17 protein-coding genes are annotated in these 21697 nt (G+C 69.5%); 5 read left to right on the top strand and 12 right to left on the bottom strand.

Annotated features, from left to right (window positions below):
- Positions 1-36 precede the first annotated feature (36 nt).
- Positions 37-999: a LacI family DNA-binding transcriptional regulator gene (locus RCR19_RS29745; RefSeq protein WP_331267927.1), complete on the top strand. Its 963-nt coding sequence runs from the start codon at positions 37-39 to the stop codon at positions 997-999.
- 90 nt (positions 1000-1089) lie between these two features.
- Here RCR19_RS29745 and prcA read toward each other — a convergent pair whose 3' ends face one another.
- The 6 genes from prcA to arc form a co-directional block, all read right to left on the bottom strand.
- Positions 1090-1845 (bottom strand): proteasome subunit alpha, encoded by a 756-nt coding sequence (gene prcA / locus RCR19_RS29740; RefSeq protein ID WP_331267926.1) that lies wholly within the window; start codon positions 1843-1845, stop codon positions 1090-1092.
- A 61-nt stretch (positions 1846-1906) separates the two neighbouring features.
- Complete coding sequence (prcB, locus tag RCR19_RS29735) at positions 1907-2752, bottom strand: proteasome subunit beta (RefSeq protein WP_331267925.1); 846 nt, start codon at positions 2750-2752, stop codon at positions 1907-1909.
- Positions 2704-3297: an endonuclease VII domain-containing protein gene (locus RCR19_RS29730; RefSeq protein ID WP_331267924.1), complete on the bottom strand. Its 594-nt coding sequence runs from the start codon at positions 3295-3297 to the stop codon at positions 2704-2706. The genes prcB and RCR19_RS29730 overlap by 49 nt, the downstream gene beginning before the upstream one ends.
- Before the next feature lie 42 nt (positions 3298-3339).
- Entirely contained in the window at positions 3340-3558 is a 219-nt protein-coding gene (locus RCR19_RS29725; RefSeq protein WP_031108679.1) for a ubiquitin-like protein Pup, read from the bottom strand.
- Positions 3559-3741: 183 nt separating this feature from the next.
- Complete coding sequence (gene dop, locus RCR19_RS29720) at positions 3742-5253, bottom strand: depupylase/deamidase Dop (RefSeq protein WP_348541439.1); 1512 nt, start codon at positions 5251-5253, stop codon at positions 3742-3744.
- Between the two features lie 233 nt (positions 5254-5486).
- Positions 5487-7253 (bottom strand): proteasome ATPase, encoded by a 1767-nt coding sequence (gene arc, locus RCR19_RS29715; protein ID WP_331267923.1) that lies wholly within the window; start codon positions 7251-7253, stop codon positions 5487-5489.
- 248 nt (positions 7254-7501) lie between these two features.
- Between arc and RCR19_RS29710 the strand changes: the two genes are divergently transcribed.
- The gene (locus tag RCR19_RS29710) at positions 7502-7804 is read left to right on the top strand and encodes a ferredoxin (RefSeq protein WP_331267922.1); all 303 of its coding nucleotides are present in this window, start codon (positions 7502-7504) and stop codon (positions 7802-7804) included.
- 119 nt (positions 7805-7923) lie between these two features.
- Here RCR19_RS29710 and RCR19_RS29705 read toward each other — a convergent pair whose 3' ends face one another.
- From RCR19_RS29705 to RCR19_RS29695, 3 genes are all read right to left on the bottom strand, one after another.
- Positions 7924-8499 carry a hypothetical protein gene (locus RCR19_RS29705; protein WP_331267921.1) on the bottom strand — a complete coding sequence of 192 codons (576 nt, stop codon included), beginning with the start codon at positions 8497-8499 and terminating at the stop codon, positions 7924-7926.
- 216 nt (positions 8500-8715) lie between these two features.
- Positions 8716-9618, bottom strand: a complete 903-nt coding sequence (locus tag RCR19_RS29700) for a tRNA (adenine-N1)-methyltransferase (protein WP_059125693.1) — start codon at positions 9616-9618, stop codon at positions 8716-8718.
- 90 nt (positions 9619-9708) lie between these two features.
- A complete protein-coding gene (locus RCR19_RS29695) occupies positions 9709-11430 on the bottom strand; it encodes a site-2 protease family protein (RefSeq protein ID WP_331267920.1) in 1722 nt (573 codons plus the stop codon).
- 260 nt (positions 11431-11690) lie between these two features.
- Between RCR19_RS29695 and RCR19_RS29690 the strand changes: the two genes are divergently transcribed.
- On the top strand, positions 11691-12656 hold the full coding sequence (locus RCR19_RS29690; protein ID WP_331267919.1) for a RecB family exonuclease: 966 nt from the start codon (positions 11691-11693) through the stop codon (positions 12654-12656).
- Between the two features lie 14 nt (positions 12657-12670).
- A complete protein-coding gene (locus RCR19_RS29685; RefSeq protein ID WP_220294710.1) occupies positions 12671-13342 on the top strand; it encodes a response regulator transcription factor in 672 nt (223 codons plus the stop codon).
- A 224-nt stretch (positions 13343-13566) separates the two neighbouring features.
- Here the strand turns inward: RCR19_RS29685 and RCR19_RS29680 are convergent, their stop codons facing one another.
- From RCR19_RS29680 to metH, 3 genes are all read right to left on the bottom strand, one after another.
- On the bottom strand, positions 13567-15171 hold the full coding sequence (locus RCR19_RS29680) for an ABC transporter substrate-binding protein (protein WP_331267918.1): 1605 nt from the start codon (positions 15169-15171) through the stop codon (positions 13567-13569).
- 421 nt (positions 15172-15592) lie between these two features.
- A complete protein-coding gene (locus tag RCR19_RS29675; RefSeq protein ID WP_059125697.1) occupies positions 15593-16294 on the bottom strand; it encodes an HAD family phosphatase in 702 nt (233 codons plus the stop codon).
- A gap of 474 nt (positions 16295-16768) precedes the next feature.
- The gene (metH, locus tag RCR19_RS29670; RefSeq protein WP_331267917.1) at positions 16769-20293 is read right to left on the bottom strand and encodes a methionine synthase; all 3525 of its coding nucleotides are present in this window, start codon (positions 20291-20293) and stop codon (positions 16769-16771) included.
- Between the two features lie 269 nt (positions 20294-20562).
- Between metH and RCR19_RS29665 the strand changes: the two genes are divergently transcribed.
- Positions 20563-21327, top strand: a complete 765-nt coding sequence (locus tag RCR19_RS29665) for an IclR family transcriptional regulator (protein ID WP_331267916.1) — start codon at positions 20563-20565, stop codon at positions 21325-21327.
- The last annotated feature ends 370 nt before the right edge of the window (positions 21328-21697 follow it).

Genomic DNA, 21697 nt, shown 5'->3' with positions numbered 1-21697 from the left:
GCTGTCCAGGAGTCCAGACGAAAGAGCAGGCCCACGGTGGCACCAGGTAGCACGCGCCCCACCAGCCGCGATGTCGCCCAGGTCGCCGGAGTCTCCCAGGCCGCCGTCTCCCTCGTCCTCGGCGGCAAATGGCGCGGGCGCGTCTCCGAGACCACCGCCGAACGGGTCCGCGAAGCCGCGCGCGAACTCGGCTACCGCCCCAACCTCGCCGCCCGCAACCTCCGGCTCGGCCGCACCCGCACCGTCCTGCTCGTCGTCCCGGCGCTCACCACTGAATTCTTCGCCGGCGTCTACACGGGCGCCGCCCGCGTCGCCGCCGAACACGGATTCGGCATGGTCCTCTACCCCTCACCCGAAGGCGTCGGCCCCGCCAAGGACCCCTTCCACTCCGCGCAGGCCGCCCTCGACGGTGTCATCGCCTCCTCCATGGCCCCGGAAGCCCTCAACGCCATCCGGGGCGACCAGCTCCCCCTCGTCATGCTCGACAGCGACCCCCGGGGAAGCCTCGGCGCCGCAACCGTCAACCTCGACATCGCCGACGGCCTGCGCCAAGTGGCCGAACACCTGCTCGCACTCGGCCACCGGCGCTTCCTCCACCTCGCCGCCGGCATCCCCTCCTGGACCTTCGACACCCGCGCCCGCTCCCTCGCCACACGCCTCGCCCAGGCACCCGGCACAAGCCTCGGCAGCACCCGGGCGCCCATCTCCATCGAAGACGCCCTCACAGCCACCGAATCCGCCCTGGCCGCAGGCGCCTACAAGGCCGCCCGGCGCCTCGGCCTGCGCATCCCCGACGACCTCTCCATCACCGGAGTCGACGACCTCGCACTCGCCACCGCCATCGACCCCGAGCTGACCACCGTCCGCCTCGACGCCGAACTCTTCGGCGAACGCGGCATGCAGGCCCTCCTCGCCGTCCTGGAGGGCCGCACACCCGCCCAGGACGCCATCCCCGTCGAACTCGTCGTCCGCGGCTCCACGGCGCCACCGGGCCCCTGACCACGAACGCCGTGTGCCCCGACCCTCTTCCGGGCCGGGACACACGGCGTCGAAACCAGGCGCCGACCCCTCACGGAGCGGCGCCGGCGATCACTCCTCGTCCTCGGCGCCCTCGACGTCCTCGGCCTCCGCGGCGGTGGCCGCACCGTTCGCCTCCAGCAGCCGCGCCAGCTGACGGCCCACGATCCGCCTGAACTTCCGCTTCTGCGGACGCGTACGGTCCAGAAGCGCGACCTCCAGGCGCTCCGCGGGAATCTCCCGCTCACTGCCGTTCGTGTCACGCGACAGCGCCTGAACGGCCAGCTTCAACGCCTCCGCCAGCGTCATGCCCTCACGGTGACGCTGATCCAGGAAACTGCTGATCTGCTCCGCGTTACCGCCCACCGCGACCGAGCCGTGCTCGTCCACGATCGACCCGTCGTGCGGCAGACGGTAGATCTGGTCGCCCTCCGGGGTCTCCCCCACCTCGGCGACCACCAACTCCACCTCGTACGGCTTCTCCGCCGCACTCGAGAAGATCGTGCCCAGCGTCTGCGCATAGACGTTGGCAAGACCGCGGGCCGTCACATCGTCACGGTCGTACGTGTAACCCCGCAGGTCCGCATACCGGACCCCGCCGATACGCAGATTCTCGTACTCGTTGTACTTGCCGGCGGCCGCAAAACCGATCCGGTCATAGATCTCGCTGAACTTGTGCAATGCCCGGGACGGGTTCTCACCGACGAACACGATGCCGTCGGCGTACTGCATCACGACCAGACTGCGGCCGCGCGCGATGCCCTTACGGGCGTACTCCGCCCGGTCGGCCATGGCCTGCTGGGGGGAGACATAGAACGGCGTCGACACCGGTTATCCGTCCCTTCCTGTCGAAGTCACTCGATCACCTTGGAAACCACCGGGTCAGGCGTCAGAGCAGAGCGGCCCTGGGGCCGTCCGGCTGCTCCAGACGACGCTGCAGCACCGCCCGGGCGATCTCACCCGCCTCGTCCTCGGTGAGCCTGCGGAAACCGTCCTCGGTGATCACAGTGACGACCGGATAGATCCGGCGGGCGACATCGGGACCACCGGTCGCCGAGTCGTCGTCTGCCGCGTCGTACAAAGCCTGAACAACCAGGGTGGTCGCCTGCTCCTCGTTCAGATCATCACGGAAAAGCTTCTTCATGGCGCCGCGCGCGAAGATCGAGCCGGAGCCCGTCGCCGCGAACCCGTGCTCCTCCGAGCGGCCGCCCGTCACGTCGTACGAGAAAATACGGCCCTTCTCCCGGTCCACGTCATAACCGGCGAAGAGCGGCACCACGGCCAGGCCCTGCATGGCCATGCCGAGGTTGGAACGGATCATGGTCGACAGGCGGTTCGCCTTGCCCTCCAGGGAGAGCTGGGCACCCTCGACCTTCTCGAAATGCTCCAGCTCCAGCTGGAACAGCTTCACCATCTCCACGGCGAGACCCGCCGTACCGGCGATGCCCACCGCCGAGTACTCGTCCGCCGGGAACACCTTCTCGATGTCCCGCTGCGCGATCACATTGCCCATGGTCGCCCTGCGGTCACCGGCGAGCACCACACCGCCGGGGAACGCGACGGCCACGATCGTCGTCCCGTGCGGGGCCTCGATCACGCCCTGGGTGGGGGGCAGCTGCCGCTTGCCGGGCAGCATCTCCGGCTGGTGGTCCGACAGGAAGTCCATGAAGGACGACGACCCGGGCGTCAGGAAGGCAGCTGGTAGACGCCCGGTGCTACGAGGGTTGGCTTCCACGAAGTTCCTTCCAGATAGGCGGCAGCCCGACGAACTGCGTCGGGATCATCTCCCAACTTGCCGATGGCCGAATTGCAGTTGAAGCACAGTACGCCACGGACCTTACCCGTCTCGTGGCAGTGATCCACATGGACAGCCGGAGCTTTCAGGCAGATCACGCAGAGTCCTCTTTGAGACGCGACCATCTCGTCACGCTCGGCCTGGGTCAATCCGTAGTGGCGCTTCAGATGACCCACGCGCCCCTGGACCGCTCGACACGCCTTGCAGCGCGTGGACAGACCATCGGACGCGGTCGCATTGCGATGCCACTCGCTGTGAGGCTTGATCTCCCCGCAGGTCCGGCAGTACTTGTGCCCCTCGGGCGCGTCCACCCGCGGTCGGATGTTGCGCCCTTTGGCCACCTGCCGCTGCTGGTGGTACGCAGCCACGCACTCCCTGCAGTAGGCCTGCAATCCGTCACGCATGGCCTTATTGCGCGCGAACGCTGCTCGCGGCTTGTGCTGCCGACACCGCGAGCAGCGCTTCACGCCCTCGTCTCCAGACAACGTCAGCCCCCCACTTACCTTCGATTCGAAGGAAAAATGAGCTCACTGCCCGCCTTTTTGCACGAAGGAGCGCACGAAGTCCTCGGCATTCTCCTCCAGGACGTCGTCGATCTCGTCCAGAACCGAGTCCACGTCGTCGCTCAGCTTCTCCTGTCGCTCCTTGAGGTCCTCGGAGCCCTGCGCGTCCTGCGCCTGCTCCTCGACCTCCTCCGTGGAGCGCGTGGCCTTCTGCTGCCCGCCGCCGGTGTCCTTGGTCGCCATAACCCTCACCCCGCTCAGTTCGCCCGACATGGTCGGCATTTCTGCCGATCGGTGATGATCAGACCCTACAAGCCCGGTCTGACATCGGCCCCGCAGTTACTCCAACGTACGGGGGCCACCTCGATGATTCCCTTCCATGGGGTTCTCCACCCCGTCCGACCGGTACCGTCCGGGGGTACCCGGTCAGCTCCCGGACAGGACCCTGACCAGGTCCTCGGCCGTGCGGCATCGGTCAAGGAGTTCCTTGACGTGATTACGCGTTCCGCGAAGCGGTTCCAGGGTTGGCACCCGCTGTAGCGAGTCCCTGCCCGGCAGGTCGAAGATCACCGAGTCCCAGGACGCGGCGGCGACGTCGTCCGCGTACTGCTCGAGGCACCGGCCGCGGAAGTAGGCCCGGGTGTCCTCCGGCGGCTTCGTACGGGCCCGCTCGACGTCGTCCTCGCCCAGGAGGCGCTTCATGCGTCCCCGGGCCACCAGACGGTTGTAGAGGCCCTTCTCGGCGCGTACGTCCGCGTACTGGAGGTCGACCAGGTGGAGCCTCGCGGCGTCCCAGTCGAGGCTGTCGCGGCGCCGGTAGCCCTCCATGAGCTCCCGCTTGGCGACCCAGTCGAGTTCGCCGGCGAGACTCATGGGGTCCCTCTCCAGCCGGTTCAGGGTGTCCTCCCAACGGGTGAGGACGTCCCTGGTCTGTTCGTCGGCGTCGCCGCCGAACCGCTCCTCCACGTACTTGCGCGACAGCTCGTAGTACTCCATCTGGAGCTGGACGGCGGTGAGTGTCCGGCCGCTGCGGAGAGTGACGAGGTGCTTGAGCGTGGGGTCGTGGGAGACCTGGTGCAGGGTGCGAACCGGCTGGTCGACCGCCAGGTCCACGGCGATGAAGCCGTCCTCGATCATCGACAGGACCAGCGCGGTGGTACCGAGCTTGAGGTAGGTCGAGATCTCGGAGAGGTTCGCGTCGCCGATGATCACGTGCAGACGGCGGTATTTCTCCGCGTCGGCGTGGGGTTCGTCCCGGGTGTTGATGATGGGGCGTTTCAGCGTCGTCTCGAGGCCCACTTCGACCTCGAAGTAGTCGGCGCGCTGACTGAGCTGGAACCCGTGCTCGTGTCCGTCCTGGCCGATGCCGACGCGGCCCGCACCGGCGAAGACCTGGCGGGAGACGAAGAACGGCGTGAGGTGGCGCACGATGTCCGAGAAGGGGGTCTCCCGCTTCATCAGGTAGTTCTCGTGCGTGCCGTAGGAGGCGCCCTTGTTGTCGGTGTTGTTCTTGTAGAGGTGGATCGGCTGGGCTCCGGGGAGCTGGGCGGCCCGTTCGGCCGCCTCGGCCATGATCCGCTCGCCGGCCTTGTCCCAGAGGACGGCGTCCCGGGGATTGGTCACCTCGGGCGCGCTGTACTCGGGGTGTGCGTGGTCGACGTAGAGCCGTGCGCCGTTGGTGAGGATCACGTTGGCGAGGCCGATGTCCTCGTCGGTGAGCTGGCTGGCGTCGGCGGCCTCGCGCGCGAGGTCGAAGCCTCGCGCGTCCCGCAGCGGGTTCTCCTCCTCGAAGTCCCAGCGGGCCCGGCGGGCCCGGTGCATCGCCGCCGCGTAGGCGTTGACGATCTGGGACGAGGTGAGCATGGCATTGGCGTTGGGGTGCCCGGGGACGGAGATGCCGTACTCCGTCTCGATGCCCATTACTCGCCGTACGGTCATGCGGCCCTCCTTGCCCGGCGGCGCCCTCGGTCGGGGGCGGCGCTCAGATACCGCTGGTGCTCCGGTGCGCGTGCGGTGCCCGTCCCCGCACGGCGCGACGCGGCGGTACGAAGAGCCTAGAACGCCTTTGCGCTGGTGGGGAGATCATTTGCGTCATTGCCTTGCTCCAGCCGTGCCGGAAAAGCAGTCGGCTGCGGGCACCCGGTGAGGGCACCCGCAGCCGCCCCGGCCTTTTACAGGTACTGGCCGGTGTTCGCCACCGTGTCGATGGAGCGTCCGGTGTCCGCGCCCTGCTTTCCGGTGATGAGGGTACGGATGTAGACGATCCGTTCGCCCTTCTTTCCGGAGATCCGGGCCCAGTCGTCGGGGTTGGTGGTGTTGGGAAGGTCCTCGTTCTCCTTGAACTCGTCCACACACGCCTGGAGGAGGTGGGAGACGCGCAGGCCCTTCTGGTTGTGTTCCAGGAAGTCCTTGATCGCCATCTTCTTGGCGCGGCCGACGATGTTCTCGATCATGGCGCCGGAATTGAAGTCCTTGAAGTAGAGGACTTCCTTGTCGCCGTTGGCGTAGGTCACCTCGAGGAAGCGGTTCTCGTCCGATTCGGCGTACATCTGCTCCACGGCGGTCTGGATCATGCCGTGGACGGTGGCCGACTTGTCGCCTCCGTGCTCGCCGACGTCCTCGCCGTGCAGCGGAAGCCTCTCGGTGAGGTACTTCCCGAAGATGTCCTTGGCCGCTTCGGCGTCCGGACGTTCGATCTTGATCTTCACATCGAGGCGGCCGGGCCGCAGGATGGCGGGGTCGATCATGTCCTCGCGGTTGGAGGCGCCGATGACCACCACGTTCTGCAGGCCTTCCACACCGTCGATCTCGGCGAGCAGCTGAGGGACGATGGTGTTCTCCACGTCCGAGCTGACACCGGAGCCACGGGTACGGAAGAGGGACTCCATCTCGTCGAAGAAGACGATGACGGGGGTGCCCTCGCTGGCCTTCTCACGGGCGCGCTGGAAGACGAGGCGGATCTGCCGTTCGGTCTCGCCGACGTACTTGTTCAGCAGCTCGGGACCCTTGATGTTGAGGAAGAAGCTCTTGCCCGCCGCCTGGCCGGTGACTTCGGCGACCTTCTTGGCCAGTGAGTTGGCCACGGCCTTGGCGATGAGCGTCTTTCCGCATCCGGGAGGCCCGTACAGCAGGACGCCCTTGGGCGGCCGCAGTTCGTGCTCCTTGAACAGGTCGGGGTAGAGGTACGGGAGCTCGACCGCGTCGCGGATGGCCTCGATCTGGCCGGCCAGACCGCCGATCTGCTCGTAGCCGATGTCGGGTACCTCTTCGAGGACGAGTTCCTCGACCTCGCTCTTGGGCACGACCTCGTAGACATAGCCCGAGCGCGGTTCGAGCAGCAGGGCGTCGCCGGGACGGATGGTGACGTCCAGCAGCGGCTCGGCGAGCCGTACCACCCGCTCCTCGTCGGTGTGCCCGAGCACCAGGGCGCGCTCGCCGTCCTCGAGGATTTCCTTGAGGGTGACGATGTCCCCGACCCGCTCGTATTCCATGGCCTCGACCACGTTGAGCGCTTCGTTGAGCATCACTTCCTGGCCGCGGCGGAGCTCGTCGAGCTCCACGCTGGGGCTGACGTTCACGCGGAGCTTGCGGCCGCCGGTGAAGATGTCGGCCGTGCCGTCCTCGATCGCCTGCAGGAACACACCGAAGCCGGCCGGTGGCTGTGCGAGCCGGTCGACCTCCTCCTTGAGGGCCACGATCTGGTCGCGGGCCTCACGGAGCGTGTTGGCGAGTCGCTCGTTCTGTGCGGACACGCCGGCCAGGTTGGTCTGCAGTTCGACGATCCGCTCTTCGAGAATCCTCGTGTGTCGCGGAGAGTCGGCGAGCTTGCGTCGCAGGACGGCGATCTCCTGCTCAAGGTAGGCGATCTGCCCGGCCGGGTCGTCGGACCCTCGTCCCGGGCGGATGCCGCGGTTCATGTCGTCGTCGTGGGCTGCCACGGTCCTCACCTCCTCCAAGGGGAGCTGGACGCTTCCAGACCCTACCTGGGTGGGTGTCGATTGAAACCCCTAGATCACAAAGACTGTCGAGGTGTGTCCGATCTTCACCCTTGCGCTCTCCCTCACGCCAGGGGAATACCCACCGAACATGATTGGGAAGCCGCCGAAGGTAGGCTCACGGTGTTCAACACCCGTCAGAGCCTGCCGGATTCCCGCGGCCGGGCTCTGCGCAGGAAACGGCAGGGGAGATGACCGTGGAGCAGGCCGCAGTGGACGGCGAGGCGCTGGAGGTCTGGATCGACCAGGATCTGTGTACCGGCGACGGTATCTGCGCCCAGTACGCTCCGGAGGTCTTCGAGCTGGACATCGACGGTCTGGCCTATGTGAAGGGCCCGGACGACGAGCTTTTGCAGGCCAGAGGGGCCACAACGCCCGTACCGCTGCCACTTCTCACGGATGTGGTGGACTCGGCGCGGGAGTGCCCGGGCGACTGCATCCATGTACGTCGAATTTCGGACAGCGTGGAGATCTACGGACCTGACGCGGAGTGATCCCACGGCCACCCCGCGTCATCCGCTGTCTCATTCCTCACATCGGGTTCGCCGTACCGACGCCTGCGCGCCGCCGGGCGCTCACACGGCGGTGAGCGCCGGCGGTGAGGTGCGCGACGTCACACGCTCCGTGCGCCGGAGGGCGTGGACCGGACGAACGCGCCGCCCTTCCACTGCCAATGGGCGGGGGTCTTCACGTCGGGGCAGCAACTCGGTACGTCGGGCGAGGAGTAGCCGAGGAGGGTCGCCGTGACCGCCGCGTCACGGACGGCGAAGTCGGTGACGGTCGATCGGTCCTTGGGGTCGACCAGGGTGGCGACCACCCGGGGTTCGGTGGTGCCCGCGGCCTGGGTGAGGACGTAGACGCCGTCGGGCGGGGTCCCCATGCTCGCGTCGCAGTGGGCCACCACGACGGTTTCGGGGCGGCCGTCGCCGTCGAGGTCGCCGGTGGCCTTCTTCACGACGACGAGCTTGACCGGGCCGCAGTCGAGCGGGATGTCGGCCTTGGCGGGGTCCGGTGCTGCCGCGGTGGCCTGTGCCGCCTTGGTCCCTCCCGGGGGCTGGGCCGCCGTCGCGGAGCCGGGGTGCAGCATGGATGACAGGGCGATCACGCCGGAGACGGCGGTGGCCGTGGCGACCCAGTGGATGGGCCGTGGGGTGGTGTGAGCGAGTTCCGGAACGGCGGGGTGCTGCACGCGAGAAGTTTCTCCTGTGAGAGCTGTGCCGGTGGGGGTGGACCGCATCGTGCCACACGTCACATCGAGGCGGAACGGCGGGGGCGGTACTTCTGGCGTCCCGTCAACTCCCGGTGTACTGCGGGGCCTCAACGGACGAGCGCCGTGGCCCGTTTCCGCGATGTCTGCGGGAACTGGGCCACGGCGCTCGTCCGTTGGCTGCGGCGGGAGTGCGGGTCAGTGACCGGCGCCTCCGTCGGCGTTGGGGCCTGCGTAGTCCTCGCCGTAGGCGCCCTTGGCGGGCCGGCGGCGGCGCATGGGCGGCTCGACGCCGTCGGCGAGCCGGCGGGCGGTGAGGAGGAAACCGGTGTGGCCGATCATCCGGTGGTCGGGGCGCACGGCCAGGCCTTCGATGTGCCAGTTGCGGATCATCGTCTCCCATGAGGTCGGCTCGTTGAAGCAGCCGATCTCGCGGATGGACTCGACGGTCCGGGCGAGCTGGGTGGTGGTGGCCACGTAGCAGCACAGGATGCCGCCGGGGACGAGCGCCTTGGAGACGGCTTCCAGGCACTCCCAGGGGGCGAGCATGTCGAGGATGACGCGGTCGACGTCGGTGTCGCTGAGGTTGTCCTGGAGGTCGCCGACGGTGAGCTGCCAGGCGGGGTGCGGGCCGCCGAAGTAGCGTTCCACGTTCTGCTGGGCGATCTCGGCGAAGTCCGCGCGGCGCTCGTAGCTGTGCAGCATGCCCTGGTCGCCGATGGCGCGCAGCAGGAAGCTGCTGAGGGAGCCGGAGCCGACGCCCGCCTCCACGACGCGCGCGCCGGGGAAGATGTCGGCGAAGGCGAGGATCTGCCCCGCGTCCTTGGGATAGACGACTGCCGCCCCGCGGGGCATGGACAGGACGTAGTCGGGGAGCAGGGGGCGCAGCGCGAGGTAGGCGACGTTCCCGGTGGTGCGGACAACGCTGCCCTCGGGAGCACCGATCAGCTCGTCGTGCGGGAAGGAACCCTTGTGGGTGTGGAAGTTCTTCCCCGCTTCGAGCGTGAACGTGTAGTGGCGGCCCTTGGGGTCGGTCAGCTGTACCTGGTCCCCGACCTTGAAGGGCCCGCGACGGCGGGCGGCACCGGTCGGTTCGGACATGTGACCAGCCTACCGGTCACCGGGGAGGCCGCCGACCACGTGCGGGTGGGCCCGGGACCCGCCGGTGAGGGGCCTTGGGCGGAGAAGGGGTCAGTTGGGCCGGGCCATCGCCTTGACGAAGGCGCGCTCGACGTCGGCGGCGGACAGGACGCCGTAGATCTCGCCGGTGTCCTCGACGACCAGGTATTCGGTGGCGGGGGTGGCGCGCAGCACGTCCAGGAGGGCCTCGCCGGCGAGTTCCGCGGAGACGCGCATGCCGTCGTTCAGCTCCTGGGCGAGGCCGCTGACCGGGACCCAGGGACGGCGGTGCTCGGGTACGCCGACGATGGCCGCCTCCCGTACGAGGGAGAGGGGACGGCCGTGGGCGTCGACGACGACCAGGGCCCGGGCTCCTACCTCGTTCGCACGGCGCAGGGCCTCGGACAGAGGGGTGTCGCCCTGGACGGGCACCGCGCGGCGGGTGAGTGAGCGTGCGCGCAGTTCGGGGAGGTGCTCGCGCAGTCGCGCCATGCGCAGGCTGTTTCCGGCTCCGGTCCAGATGATCGCGGCGAGGATGGCGGCGAGCAGGGCGTCGGTGACGGTGTCCATGCCGACGTTGTCCTCCGCCCTCGAGCCGAGGGCGCCGGACTGGGTGAGCAGCGGCAGTCCGATGAGCACGGCGATGGCGAGGGCGCGGCCGACCCAGGCGGCGGCGACGGTGCCGCTCATGGGCCTGCCGGTGATTTTCCAGACGACGGCGCGCAGCATGCGGCCGCCGTCGAGGGGCAGACCGGGCAGCAGGTTGAAGACGGCCACGATGAGGTTGGAGATCATGAGGCCGGCCAGCAGGACGCCGGGGACCGTGCCGGGCCGGACGGGCAGCATGGCCAGGTAGAAGACGCCGGCCAGGACGAGGGAGAGCAGCGGTCCGACGAAGGCGAGGACGAACTCGCGGCCGGGGGTCTCGGCCTCCTTCTCGATCTCGGAGACACCTCCGAAGAACTGGAGCTGGATGCGCCGCACCGGCAGTTTGAAGCGCAGGGCCGCCACGGTGTGGGCCAGTTCGTGGATGAGGACGGAGGCGTAGAAGGCGACGGCGAAGAACAGCGAGACCAGGTAGCGGGCGGCGCCGAGTTGGGGCAGTACGCGGTCGAGCTGGCCGCCGAACACCCAGGTGATCAGGGCGGCGACGAGGAACCAGCTGGGGGCGACGTAGACGGGGACGCCGAAGGGCCGGCCCATGAGGATGCCGCCGCCCGGTTCCTTGGGCCGCTGCGGCGGCCTTCCCGGTCCGTCGGGTGCCGAGTGGGCGAGGCTGCGGCCCGGACCGTGCGTCGTGGGGTGTCCGGTCGGCGGGGTGTCGGCGGGGTCGCGGGGCCGCGCAGAACCTTCGGGCGGGGACGTCGGGCCGCTCTCGGTGGGCTGTCCCTGGTCGGGGGTGTGCGCGGGGCCGTCCGGGGCCGGGTGGTCGCCGGCGGGCGGGGTGTCCCCGCGGTCGCCGTGCGGCCCGGGTGTTCCTGGACCGTCGGAGTGGTCCGGGGACCGGTGGAGCACCGCGGGCCCGTCCGGGTACGGCCGGGTGTGGTCGCCCGCTCCGGCCGGGGTGCGGTGCTCGTTCTCCCCCTGGGGCGCGGACGGTTCCTGCGGCCGCCCGTGGGACGAGGACGCCGCGGCGGTCTGCTCGCGCGGGTCCCCCGGGGCCGGGCTGTGGATGCCGTCCCGGTCGTGTTCGGGGCGTGCGGGGTCGGCGGTGCGCGCCGCGGGGGCCGCCTCGCGGTCGTTCGCCCCTTCGTTGCCGGGGCGCGGGTGTCCGCTCCCGCCGCTCTCGTCCACGATGTCCCCTCGATCGAAGCGTTTCCCGGCCCCGGTCGTGCCGGGTGGGAGGGCCTGTGGTCGATGGTATGCGGCTGTCGCTCGGTGTTCTGCCCCGGCACCCCCTCAGTTGCCCCCGTCGTCGCGTGGATACACCCCCGTCACAGGAAGGGGTCCGGCCGGTCCTCGAGGCGGCGGGCGGCCGGGGGACGCCGGTACGGTGCGGGCGCCGCCCGGCACGGCTGTGTCACTGTCGGTGGCGGGCCATATGGTCTGTCGTCATGGAAACCAGCACCGACGGCACCGCCGAGCCGTCCGCCGAGGCCGCAGTGCCCCCGGGGTCGCTGTCGCCCTCGCGTGCCAGTGATTTCATGCAGTGCCCGCTGCTCTACCGGTTCCGGGTGATCGACAGGCTGCCGGAGAAGCCGAGCGAGGCGGCGACCCGGGGGACGCTGGTGCATGCGGTCCTGGAGAGGCTCTTCGACGTACCGGCCGGAGAGCGGACCGCTCCTCGCGCCAAGTCGCTGGTGCCCGGCCAGTGGGACCGGCTGCGGGAGAGCCGGCCGGAGGTGCTGGAGCTGTTCGCCGACGATCCGGACGGGGAGCGGCTGGCACGCTGGCTCGGTGAGGCGGAGCAGCTCGTCGAGCGCTGGTTCGCGCTGGAGGACCCGACCCGGCTGGAGCCCGCCGAGCGGGAGCTGTTCGTCGAGGCGGAGCTCGATTCCGGGCTCAAGCTGCGGGGGATCATCGACCGTGTGGACGTGGCGCCCACCGGCGAGGTGCGGATCGTCGACTACAAGACGGGCAAGGCGCCCCGGCCCGAGTACGCCGAGGGCGCGCTGTTCCAGATGAAGTTCTACGCCCTGGTGGTGTGGCGGCTGAAGGGGCTCGTCCCGCGCCGGCTGCAGCTCGTATATCTGGGCAGCGGCGATGTGATGACGTACGACCCCGTGCTCGCGGACCTGGAGCGTGTCGAGCGGAAGCTGCTGGCGCTGTGGGAGGCGATCCGCCGGGCCACGGATTCGGGTGACTGGCGGCCGAGGCCCACCAAGTTGTGCGGCTGGTGCGACCACCAGGCCCTGTGCCCCGAGTTCGGTGGCACTCCCCCGCCCTATCCGCTGCCGGTGCGGGCAGCCGGCGAACGCCTGCCGGAGGCTGAGCGGGGCGACTCCGGGCAGACGCCCACGGCACCGGTCGGGGTGCCCGAATCGGGTGACGCCGAGCAGGGCAGAATGGGCCCGGACTAGCGAAGGAGACTCACGTGGCCATCCGCGTCCTACTGGTCGACGACCAGCCGCTGCTGCGCACTGGCTTCCGGATGATTCTGGAGGCCGAGCAGGACATCGCGGTCGTCGGCGAGGCCGGAGACGGCCTCCAGGCGCTCGACCAGGTGCGTGCCCTGCAGCCCGATGTGGTGCTGATGGACATCCGCATGCCTCGGATGGACGGGGTGGAGGCGACCCGGCAGATCACCGGCCCCGGGCGGGACGGCCCGGCGAAGGTGCTGGTACTGACCACCTTCGACCTCGACGAGTACGTGGTGGAGGCGCTGCGCGCCGGTGCCAGCGGCTTCCTCCTCAAGGACGCTCCCGCCCATGAGCTGGTGCAGGCGATCCGGGTGGTCGCGGCGGGCGAGGCGATGCTCGCGCCGAGCATCACACGCCGGCTGCTGGACAAGTACGCCGGTCATCTGCCGTCCGGGGACGAGCCCGTCCCGGACACCCTGCACACCCTCACCGAGCGCGAGGTGGAGGTGCTGAAGCTGGTGGCGCGCGGGTTGTCCAACGCCGAGATCGCCGCCGACCTGTTCGTCAGCGAGACGACGGTGAAGACGCACGTCGGCCATGTGCTCACCAAGCTGGGGCTGCGGGACCGGGTGCAGGCCGCGGTGTACGCGTACGAGAGCGGGTTGGTGCGTCCGGGCGCCCAGTAGGGCGACGGCTCACGGGTTTCCCGGCGGCGCGGAGGGCGCCCCCTTCCTTGTGATGGGGGCGCCCTCCCGTGTCGGTACCGCCGTCTCGGCCCCCGCGGGTCCCCGGAACCGAACACCGTCGGGGCCCGGTCCACGGGCCGGCCGGAGTTCCGGAGTTCCGAAAGCGTGCGGACGCAGCTGAAGGCCCCCCGGGGTGATCCCCGGGGGGCCTTCCAGGCATGAGGTCAGCCGCTCACGCCGCGGCCGAGCTCCCACAGCTGCAACGTGGAGGAGGAGTTCATCGCGTACTCGCTGCCCGTGATGTCGTCACGGGTGGCGACGTACTGCTTGCCCTGCCACAGCGGGAGGATCGGCACCTCCTCGGCGACGATGTCCTGGATGTCGGTGAGGCTCTTCGACGCGGTCAGGCGGTCGGCCTCGCGCCGGGACGCGGGGATCAGGCTGTTGCGGATCTCACTGTTGTTGTACGGCGAGCCGAGGGTGTTGTCCTTGTCGAGGAACGGCGCGAGGTAGTTGTCCGCGTCCGGGAAGTCGGGGAACCAGCCCATGCCGTAGACGTCGTACTGGCCCTTGATCTCGGCCGGGCGGAACTTGTCCCAGGTGGTGCCCTCGACGCTGATGTCGAACAGACCGCTCGCGTTGAGCTGCTGCTTGAGGACGTCGAACTCCTTGGCGGTGGCCGGACCGTAGTGGTCGGTCGTGTAGTGCAGCGTCAGCTTCACCGGGGTGCTGATGTTCGCCTTGTCCAGCGTCGCGCGGGCCTTGGCCACGCTCGGGTCGCCGTACTTGTTCAGGAAGGAGTTGGAGTGGCCGGTGATGGTGGCCGGGACGAGCGAGTACAGCGGCTGCGCCTCGGTGCCGTACACCTTGGACACCAGCGCGCCGCGGTCGATGACCTCGGCCATGGCCTGGCGGACGGCCACGCTCTTCACCGAGTCGGCACCGGTGTTGAAGCCCAGGTAGCGGATCTCCAGACCCGGCATCTCGACCAGGTTGACGTTGCCGTCCGTGTCGTCCTGCAGCTTGCGGATCTGGTCCGGCGCCATGGTGCGGGTCATGACGTCGATGGCGCCCTTGTCCAGGGCGGTACCCATGCCGTCGGCGTCCTTGAAGGACTCCAGCACGACCTTGTCGTTCTTCGGGCTGAGCAGACCCTGGTAGTTCGGGTTCTTGGTGAAGGTGGCCTTCACCATCTCGTTGTTCTTGATCTCGGCCTGCAGCGTGTACGGCCCGGAACCGTCGACCGAGAAGCCGTCGCGCAGCTTGCCCTTGTCGTAGTCCTTGGGGTTCACGATGCCCGCGACCGGCGTCGACAGCTTGAACGGGAAGGTGGCGTCCGCGGTCTTCAGGTGGAAGATGACCTCGTCCTTGCCCTGCGTCTCGACGGTGTCCACGGTGGACAGCAGGGCGAAGACGCCGCTGTCGGCCTTGATGGCAAGGGCACGGTCGATGGAGAACTTCACATCGGCAGCGGTCACCGGGTCGCCGTTGGCGAACTTCAGGTCCTTGCGCAGCTTGCACGCGTAGCGCTCGTTGCCGCTGTCGGTGAAACCGCAGCTCTCGGCGGCCTCGGGCTCGGGGTCGCCGTCACCGCGGGGCTGGACCATCAGCGTCTGCACGGTCTGCCGCAGGACGTTCCAGGTGCCCACGTCGTACGCGTACGCCGGGTCGAGGGGCGCGGGTGCGTCGCTGGAGGCGGTGAACCGGTCGGTGGTACCGACGACGATGGCGTCACCGCTGCTGCCCCCGCTGTCGGACCCACCGCAGGCGGCGAGAACGGGGGTGAGCAGACCAACGACGGCCGGCAGCACCAAAGTCTTACGGTTCATGCTCGAGTTTCTCCAGAGCTGTCAAGTCCGTGTACCCGGCAAGCAAGGGTGGTGCGGCGGATCACGGGGAGTTGTGGCGATGTTCTCGCGATGAGATTAGTGCGCACCCGCACGAAGGCTGACAGCTACCGGAGTTGAGCGCCCATCACGCTGCGGAACCGATCGGGGACGCATCGGAAAACCTGACGGGGAAGGATTCGTGCAGCGTTTCATCAATCAGGACACAAGGGCACGCCCCGGCCGCCCGAAAGGGGCGGAACAGCACACCCCGGGCCCACTGTCGACCCTCTGGAACGTGGTAAACGTCACACCATCAACTGGACGGACCGGCACCGGAATTCGGCCGCGTCTCGCCGAATTAATTCATGCCACTGGACACCCGGAGGTAATCCGTCCATTCGAGAGCACGCTGGGTGAACGCTCAGCGCATTTCCGTCATCAAACCGCGGAGGAATGCCAGGTCGACCTCTTCGAGCGAGGTCACGACGGTGCGGCCCGCGGCGGGGGCGATGGGGGCCACCGACGGGACGGCCACCACCCGGCAGCCGGCGGCCTCCGCGGCGGCGACCCCGGTCGCCGTGTCCTCGATCACCGCGCACCGGGCCGGGTCCGCGTCGAGCCCCTTCGCCGCCATCAGATACGGGTCGGGGAACGGCTTGGTGCGCTCGACCTCGTCGCCCGCGACGGTCAGTGCGAAGTACTGCGGGCCGACGGAGGCCAGGATGCGGTCGATGATGCGCCGGTGGGACGCGGAGACCAGCGCGGTCGGGATCTCGTGCGCCGCCAGTTCGGCCAGCAGCCGCGCGGCACCCGGCATCAGGGGCAGTCTGCGGTCGATACGCGTCTCGAACCCGTCGTTGAGCAGCACGGAGAGCTCGTCGAGGGTGATGTCGGCACCTGTGGCCTCGATCAGGAAGCCCGCGCTGCGTGTCATGGGGCCGCCGACGACGACATGGCGCCATGAATCGTCGAGCGTGTGTCCGAGGGCGGCGAAGACCTCGACCTCGACGTCCCACCAGAATCCCTCGGTGTCCACCAGGGTGCCGTCCATGTCGAGGAGTACGGCCTGCAGCGCTGAGTCTTCGCCCGTACGGGTGCCGAGGGCAGGAACCGTGGTGGTCATCCGGCGTACCTCCTTGAGGGGACGACCAGGCCGGTTCCCACGGAGGGAACCGGCCTGCGGTGGACCGACCAGTGTACGTCGCCCGTGAGCGAAGTGCTTTTCGGCACGGCAGCACCACGCCACGCAATCGCACATATGGGCGAACGGCGGGTGCACGCGGGCGTGTGCAGGCGGGCCGGGACGGGGAGGGCCCGCAGGCCCCGGCCGGACGGGACGGGGACACAGGCGGCGTGCTTCATCCCGGCCGGACGGGGCGTGGCCCGTCCAGGGCGGGCGGGACGCTCCCCGGACGTACGGCGCGCGGGCCTTCCCCGGCCCCGGTCGCGCCGGCACGGCCCGCGCCGCCGGAACCGCTGGCGGCGACGTCCGGCCGTGCCGGCGCACACCGGACCCCGGCCTCGGCGGCCGGGGGCCCGCACGGTTGCCGCGCCGGGGTTCACCGGACACCGCGGGCACCGTGCGGGCGTGGACGCCCTACCGCGCGTTGAAGTACTTCGCCTCGGGGTGGTGGATCACGATGGCGTCCGTGGACTGCTCCGGGTGAAGCTGGAACTCCTCGGACAGATGGACGCCGATCCGCTCGGGCTCGAGCAGCTGGGCGATCTTGGCACGGTCCTCGAGGTCGGGACAGGCTCCGTAGCCGAGCGAGAAGCGGGCTCCCCGGTACTTGAGGGCGAACATGTCCTCCATGTCGTCCGGGTCCTCGCCCGCGAAACCGAGCTCCGAGCGCACCCGCGCATGCCAGTACTCGGCCAGCGCCTCCGCCAACTGCACGGACAGGCCGTGCAGTTCGAGGTAGTCGCGGTAGGAGTTCGACTCGAAGAGCCGCGCGGTCTCCTCGCCGATCCGGGAGCCGACGGTGACGACCTGGAAACCGACGACATCCCTCTCACCGGACTCCTCGGGCCGGAAGAAGTCGGACAGACAGAGCCGCCGGCCGCGCCGCTGGCGCGGGAAGGTGAACCGGGTGCGCTCGTTGCCCTGTTCGTCGAGGACGATCAGGTCGTCGTCCTTGGACACACAGGGGAAGTAGCCGTGGACGACGGCCGCTTCGAGGAGGTTGTCCGTCTGGAGCCGGTCGAGCAGCCCGCGCAGCCGCGGCCTGCCCTCGGTCTCGACGAGCTCCTCGTAGGTCGGCCCCTCCCCCGTACGCGTCTGCTTCAGACCCCACTGGCCCTTGAACAGCGCACCCTCGTCCAGCCAGGCCGCGTACTCCTTGAGCGCGATGCCCTTCACGACGCGGGTGCCCCAGAAGGGCGGTGTGGGCACGGGGTTGTCCGTGGCGACGTCGGAGCGGACGTGGCCCTCCTCGGGCCGCTCCTCGATCTCGACGGTCGCGGCCCGCACCCGGCGCTGCCGCAGTTCGGGCAGCTTCGCACCGGGCACCCCGCGCTTGACCCCGATCAGCGCGTCCATCAGGCGCAGGCCCTCGAACGCGTCGCGGGCGTAGCGCACCTCGCCCTCGTACAGCTCGTGCAGGTCCTGTTCGACATACGCCCGGGTCAGCGCCGCGCCGCCGAGGATGACGGGGTAGTCGGTGGCGAGCCCGCGCTGGTTGAGCTCCTCCAGGTTCTCCTTCATGATCACCGTGGACTTGACCAGGAGCCCCGACATGCCGATGACATCGGCCCTGTGCTCCTCGGCGGCCTCCAGGATCGCGGAGACCGGCTGCTTGATGCCGAGGTTGACCACGTTGTAGCCGTTGTTGGACAGGATGATGTCGACGAGGTTCTTGCCGATGTCGTGGACGTCGCCACGCACGGTCGCCAGGACGATGGTGCCCTTGCCGGCCTCGTCGGTCTTCTCCATATGGGGTTCGAGGTAGGCGACCGCGGTCTTCATCACCTCGGCGGACTGGAGCACGAACGGCAGCTGCATCTGGCCTGAGCCGAACAGCTCGCCGACGACCTTCATGCCGTCCAGCAGTGTGTCGTTGACGATGTCGAGGGCGGAGCGGGAGTTCAGGGCCGCGTCGAGGTCGGCCTCCATGCCGTTCTTCTCGCCGTCGATGATCCGCCGCTTGAGGCGCTCCTCCAGCGGCAGCGCGGCCAGTTCCTCCGCCTTGCCTGCCTTCAGCGACTTGGCGGTGGCGCCCTCGAACAGCGCCATGAGCTTCTGCAGCGGGTCGTAGCCTTCGGCGCGCCGGTCGTAAATCAGGTCGAGGGCGGTGGTCACCTGCTCCTCGTCGAAGCGCGCGATCGGCAGGATCTTCGAGGCGTGCACGATGGCCGAGTCGAGCCCCGCCTTGACGCATTCGTCGAGGAAGACGGAGTTGAGCAGGATGCGCGCAGCCGGGTTGAGGCCGAAGGAGATGTTCGACAGACCGAGGGTGGTCTGCACGTCGGGGTGGCGCCTCTTCAGCTCGCGGATGGCCTCGATGGTCGCGATGCCGTCCTTGCGGGACTCCTCCTGGCCGGTGCAGATGGTGAAGGTCAGGGTGTCGACGAGGATGTCCTCCTCACGGATGCCCCAGTTCCCGGTGAGGTCGGCGATCAGCCGCTCCGCGATCTCGACCTTCTTCTCGGGGGTGCGGGCCTGGCCCTCCTCGTCGATGGTCAGCGCGATGAGCGCCGCGCCGTGCTCCCCCGCGAGCCGGGTGACCTTCGCGAAGCGCGACTCCGGGCCGTCGCCGTCCTCGTAGTTGACCGAGTTGATCACGGCGCGGCCGCCGAGCTTCTCCAGTCCGGCCTCGATGACGTCCACTTCGGTGGAGTCGAGCACGATCGGCAGGGTGGAGGCGGTGGCGAAGCGGCCCGCCAGCTCCTCCATGTCGGCGACGCCGTCGCGGCCCACGTAGTCGACGCAGAGGTCGAGCATGTGCGCGCCCTCGCGGATCTGCTCCCGGGCAATCTCCACGCAGTCGTCCCAGCGGCCGTCCAGCATGGCCTCGCGGAATTTCTTGGAGCCGTTGGCGTTGGTGCGCTCACCGATGGCCAGGTACGAGGTGTCCTGACGGAACGGCACGGTCTGGTAGAGGGAGGCGGCCCCCGGTTCGGGGCGGGGGTGGCGCTCGGCGGGGGCGAGGGCCCGGACGCGCTCGACCACCTGGCGCAGGTGCTCGGGGGTGGTGCCGCAGCAGCCGCCGACCAGCGACAGGCCGTACTCGCGGACGAAGGTCTCCTGGGCGTCGGCCAGTTCGGGGGCGGTGAGCGGGTACTGGGCGCCGTCCTTGCCGAGCACGGGCAGACCGGCGTTGGGCATGCAGGACAGCGGGATGCGGGAGTGCCGGGCGAGGTAGCGCAGGTGCTCGCTCATCTCGGCCGGCCCCGTGGCGCAGTTCAGGCCGATCATGTCGATGCCGAGCGGCTCCAGTGCGGTGAGGGCGGCGCCGATCTCCGAGCCGAGCAGCATGGTGCCGGTGGTCTCGACGGTCACGGACACGATCAGCGGCAGATCGAGGCCGAGGGCGTCCAGTGCCCGGCGGGAGCCGAGGACGGCGGCCTTCGTCTGGAGCAGGTCCTGGGTGGTCTCGACGAGCAGCGCGTCGGCGCCGCCGGTGACCAGCCCCTCGGCGTTGCGCTGGTAGGCGTCGCGCAGGGTGGTGTACGGGGCGTGGCCCAGGGTGGGCAGCTTGGTGCCGGGACCCATGGAGCCGAGGACCCAGCGCTGCCGGCCGTCGCGGCCGGTGAACTCGTCGGCGACCTCACGGGCGACCCGGGCGCCCGCCTCGGACAGCTCGTACACGCGCTCGGCGATGTCGTACTCGGCCATGGCCGCGTGGTTGGCCCCGAAGGTGTTGGTCTCGACGCAGTCGACGCCCACCGCGAAGTACGCCTCATGGACGGAGCGGACGATGTCGGGGCGGGTGACGTTCAGGATCTCGTTGCAGCCCTCGAGGTCCTGGAAGTCCTCGAGCGTGGGGTCCTGGGCCTGGAGCATCGTGCCCATCGCGCCGTCGGCCACCACGACACGGGTGGCGAGGGCTTCCCGGAGCGCTGCGGATCGGGATCGGCTGTCGGTGGAGACGGAGGTGGGGGACGGGTTCGGCAACGAGGCCATGGAAGATGCTCCCTGGAGTGCGACGGCTGTCGGCTTTGCGCTTCCCGTGGAAGGCGCACGCGGCCAGGGTAGCCCGCGGCAGGCCGTACGGTCAGAGGCGTCCAGGGGGCGGACGGGCGTGGCTCGACACGATCCCTGCGGAGATTCCGCCCGAACGGATGGCGTCCTGCCATTAGCGGGAGGTCGGCATCGACCGGTAGTGTTCGGCATTGCCGAACGGCAGCACACGAATGACGCCGGCGGTTGATCGGACGGAGGGCAGGACGGCGATGGCACGGAACATCCAGTCGCTCGAACGGGCGGCCGCGATGCTGCGGCTCCTCGCGGGCGGCGAGCGACGGCTCGGCCTGTCGGACATCGCCTCGTCGCTGGGTCTGGCCAAGGGCACGGCCCACGGCATACTCCGCACGCTCCAGCAGGAGGGGTTCGTCGAGCAGGACACGGCCTCGGGCCGCTACCAGCTGGGCGCCGAGCTGCTGCGCCTCGGCACGACCTACCTGGACGTCCACGAGCTGCGGGCGCGCGCCCTGGTGTGGACGGACGACCTGGCCCGCTCGAGCGGGGAGAGCGTCTATCTGGGCGTGCTGCACCAGCAGGGCGTGCTGATCGTGCACCACGTGTTCCGGCCCGACGACAGCCGGCAGGTGCTGGAGATCGGGGCGATGCAGCCGCTGCACTCCACCGCCCTCGGCAAGGTCCTCTCGGCGTACGACCCGGTGGCCCACAGCGAGGTGCTGGAGGCGGACCGCAAGCCCTTCACCGACCGCACCGTCTGCGAACCGGAGGACTTCGAGCAGCTGCTCGACCTGACCCGGGCGCGCGGATACGCGGCCGACGTCGAGGAGACGTGGACCGGGGTCGCCTCGGTCGCCGCGCCCATCCACGACCGGCGGCGGATGCCGGTGGGCGCGGTGGGCATCACGGGCGCGGTGGAGCGCGTGTGCCGGGACGGGGAGCTGCGTCCCGAGCTGGTCGCGGCGGTCCGGGACTGCGCCCGCGCCGTTTCCCGGGACCTGGGCGCCGGAAGGTTCTGACCCGCGCACGCCCGGCCGGTACGGCGATGCCGTACCGGCCCCTCGGCATGTCCGGACACCCCCGCGGCACCCCCGGCGCCGGCATCACCGACGGACCTGGCGACGGCGCTCGTACGGCCACGGATGGTGCACGCCCGTACGCGGTTCGCGCCCGCACAAGATCGATAACCCCAGGCGATCAATAACGATCCTGCTTTCGATTACCGAACTCTTGACGCGTTGCCGAACCTGAAGCGAGACTCCCGTCCAACGGTCGGCATTGTCGAACACCTACCGGCAATAAGCGCTAGAGTGTGACAACGCCAAGGGCCGGCATCGCTCTCACCCCTGAGGGCGCGGACCACCGGAGGGACCCGGGGTTCGCCTTCCC

This window comes from Streptomyces sp. WAC07094, assembly GCF_036320405.1.
Taxonomy (GTDB): Bacteria; Actinomycetota; Actinomycetes; order Streptomycetales; family Streptomycetaceae; genus Streptomyces; species Streptomyces lannensis.
This window is presented reverse-complemented; position numbering and strand designations above follow the sequence as displayed.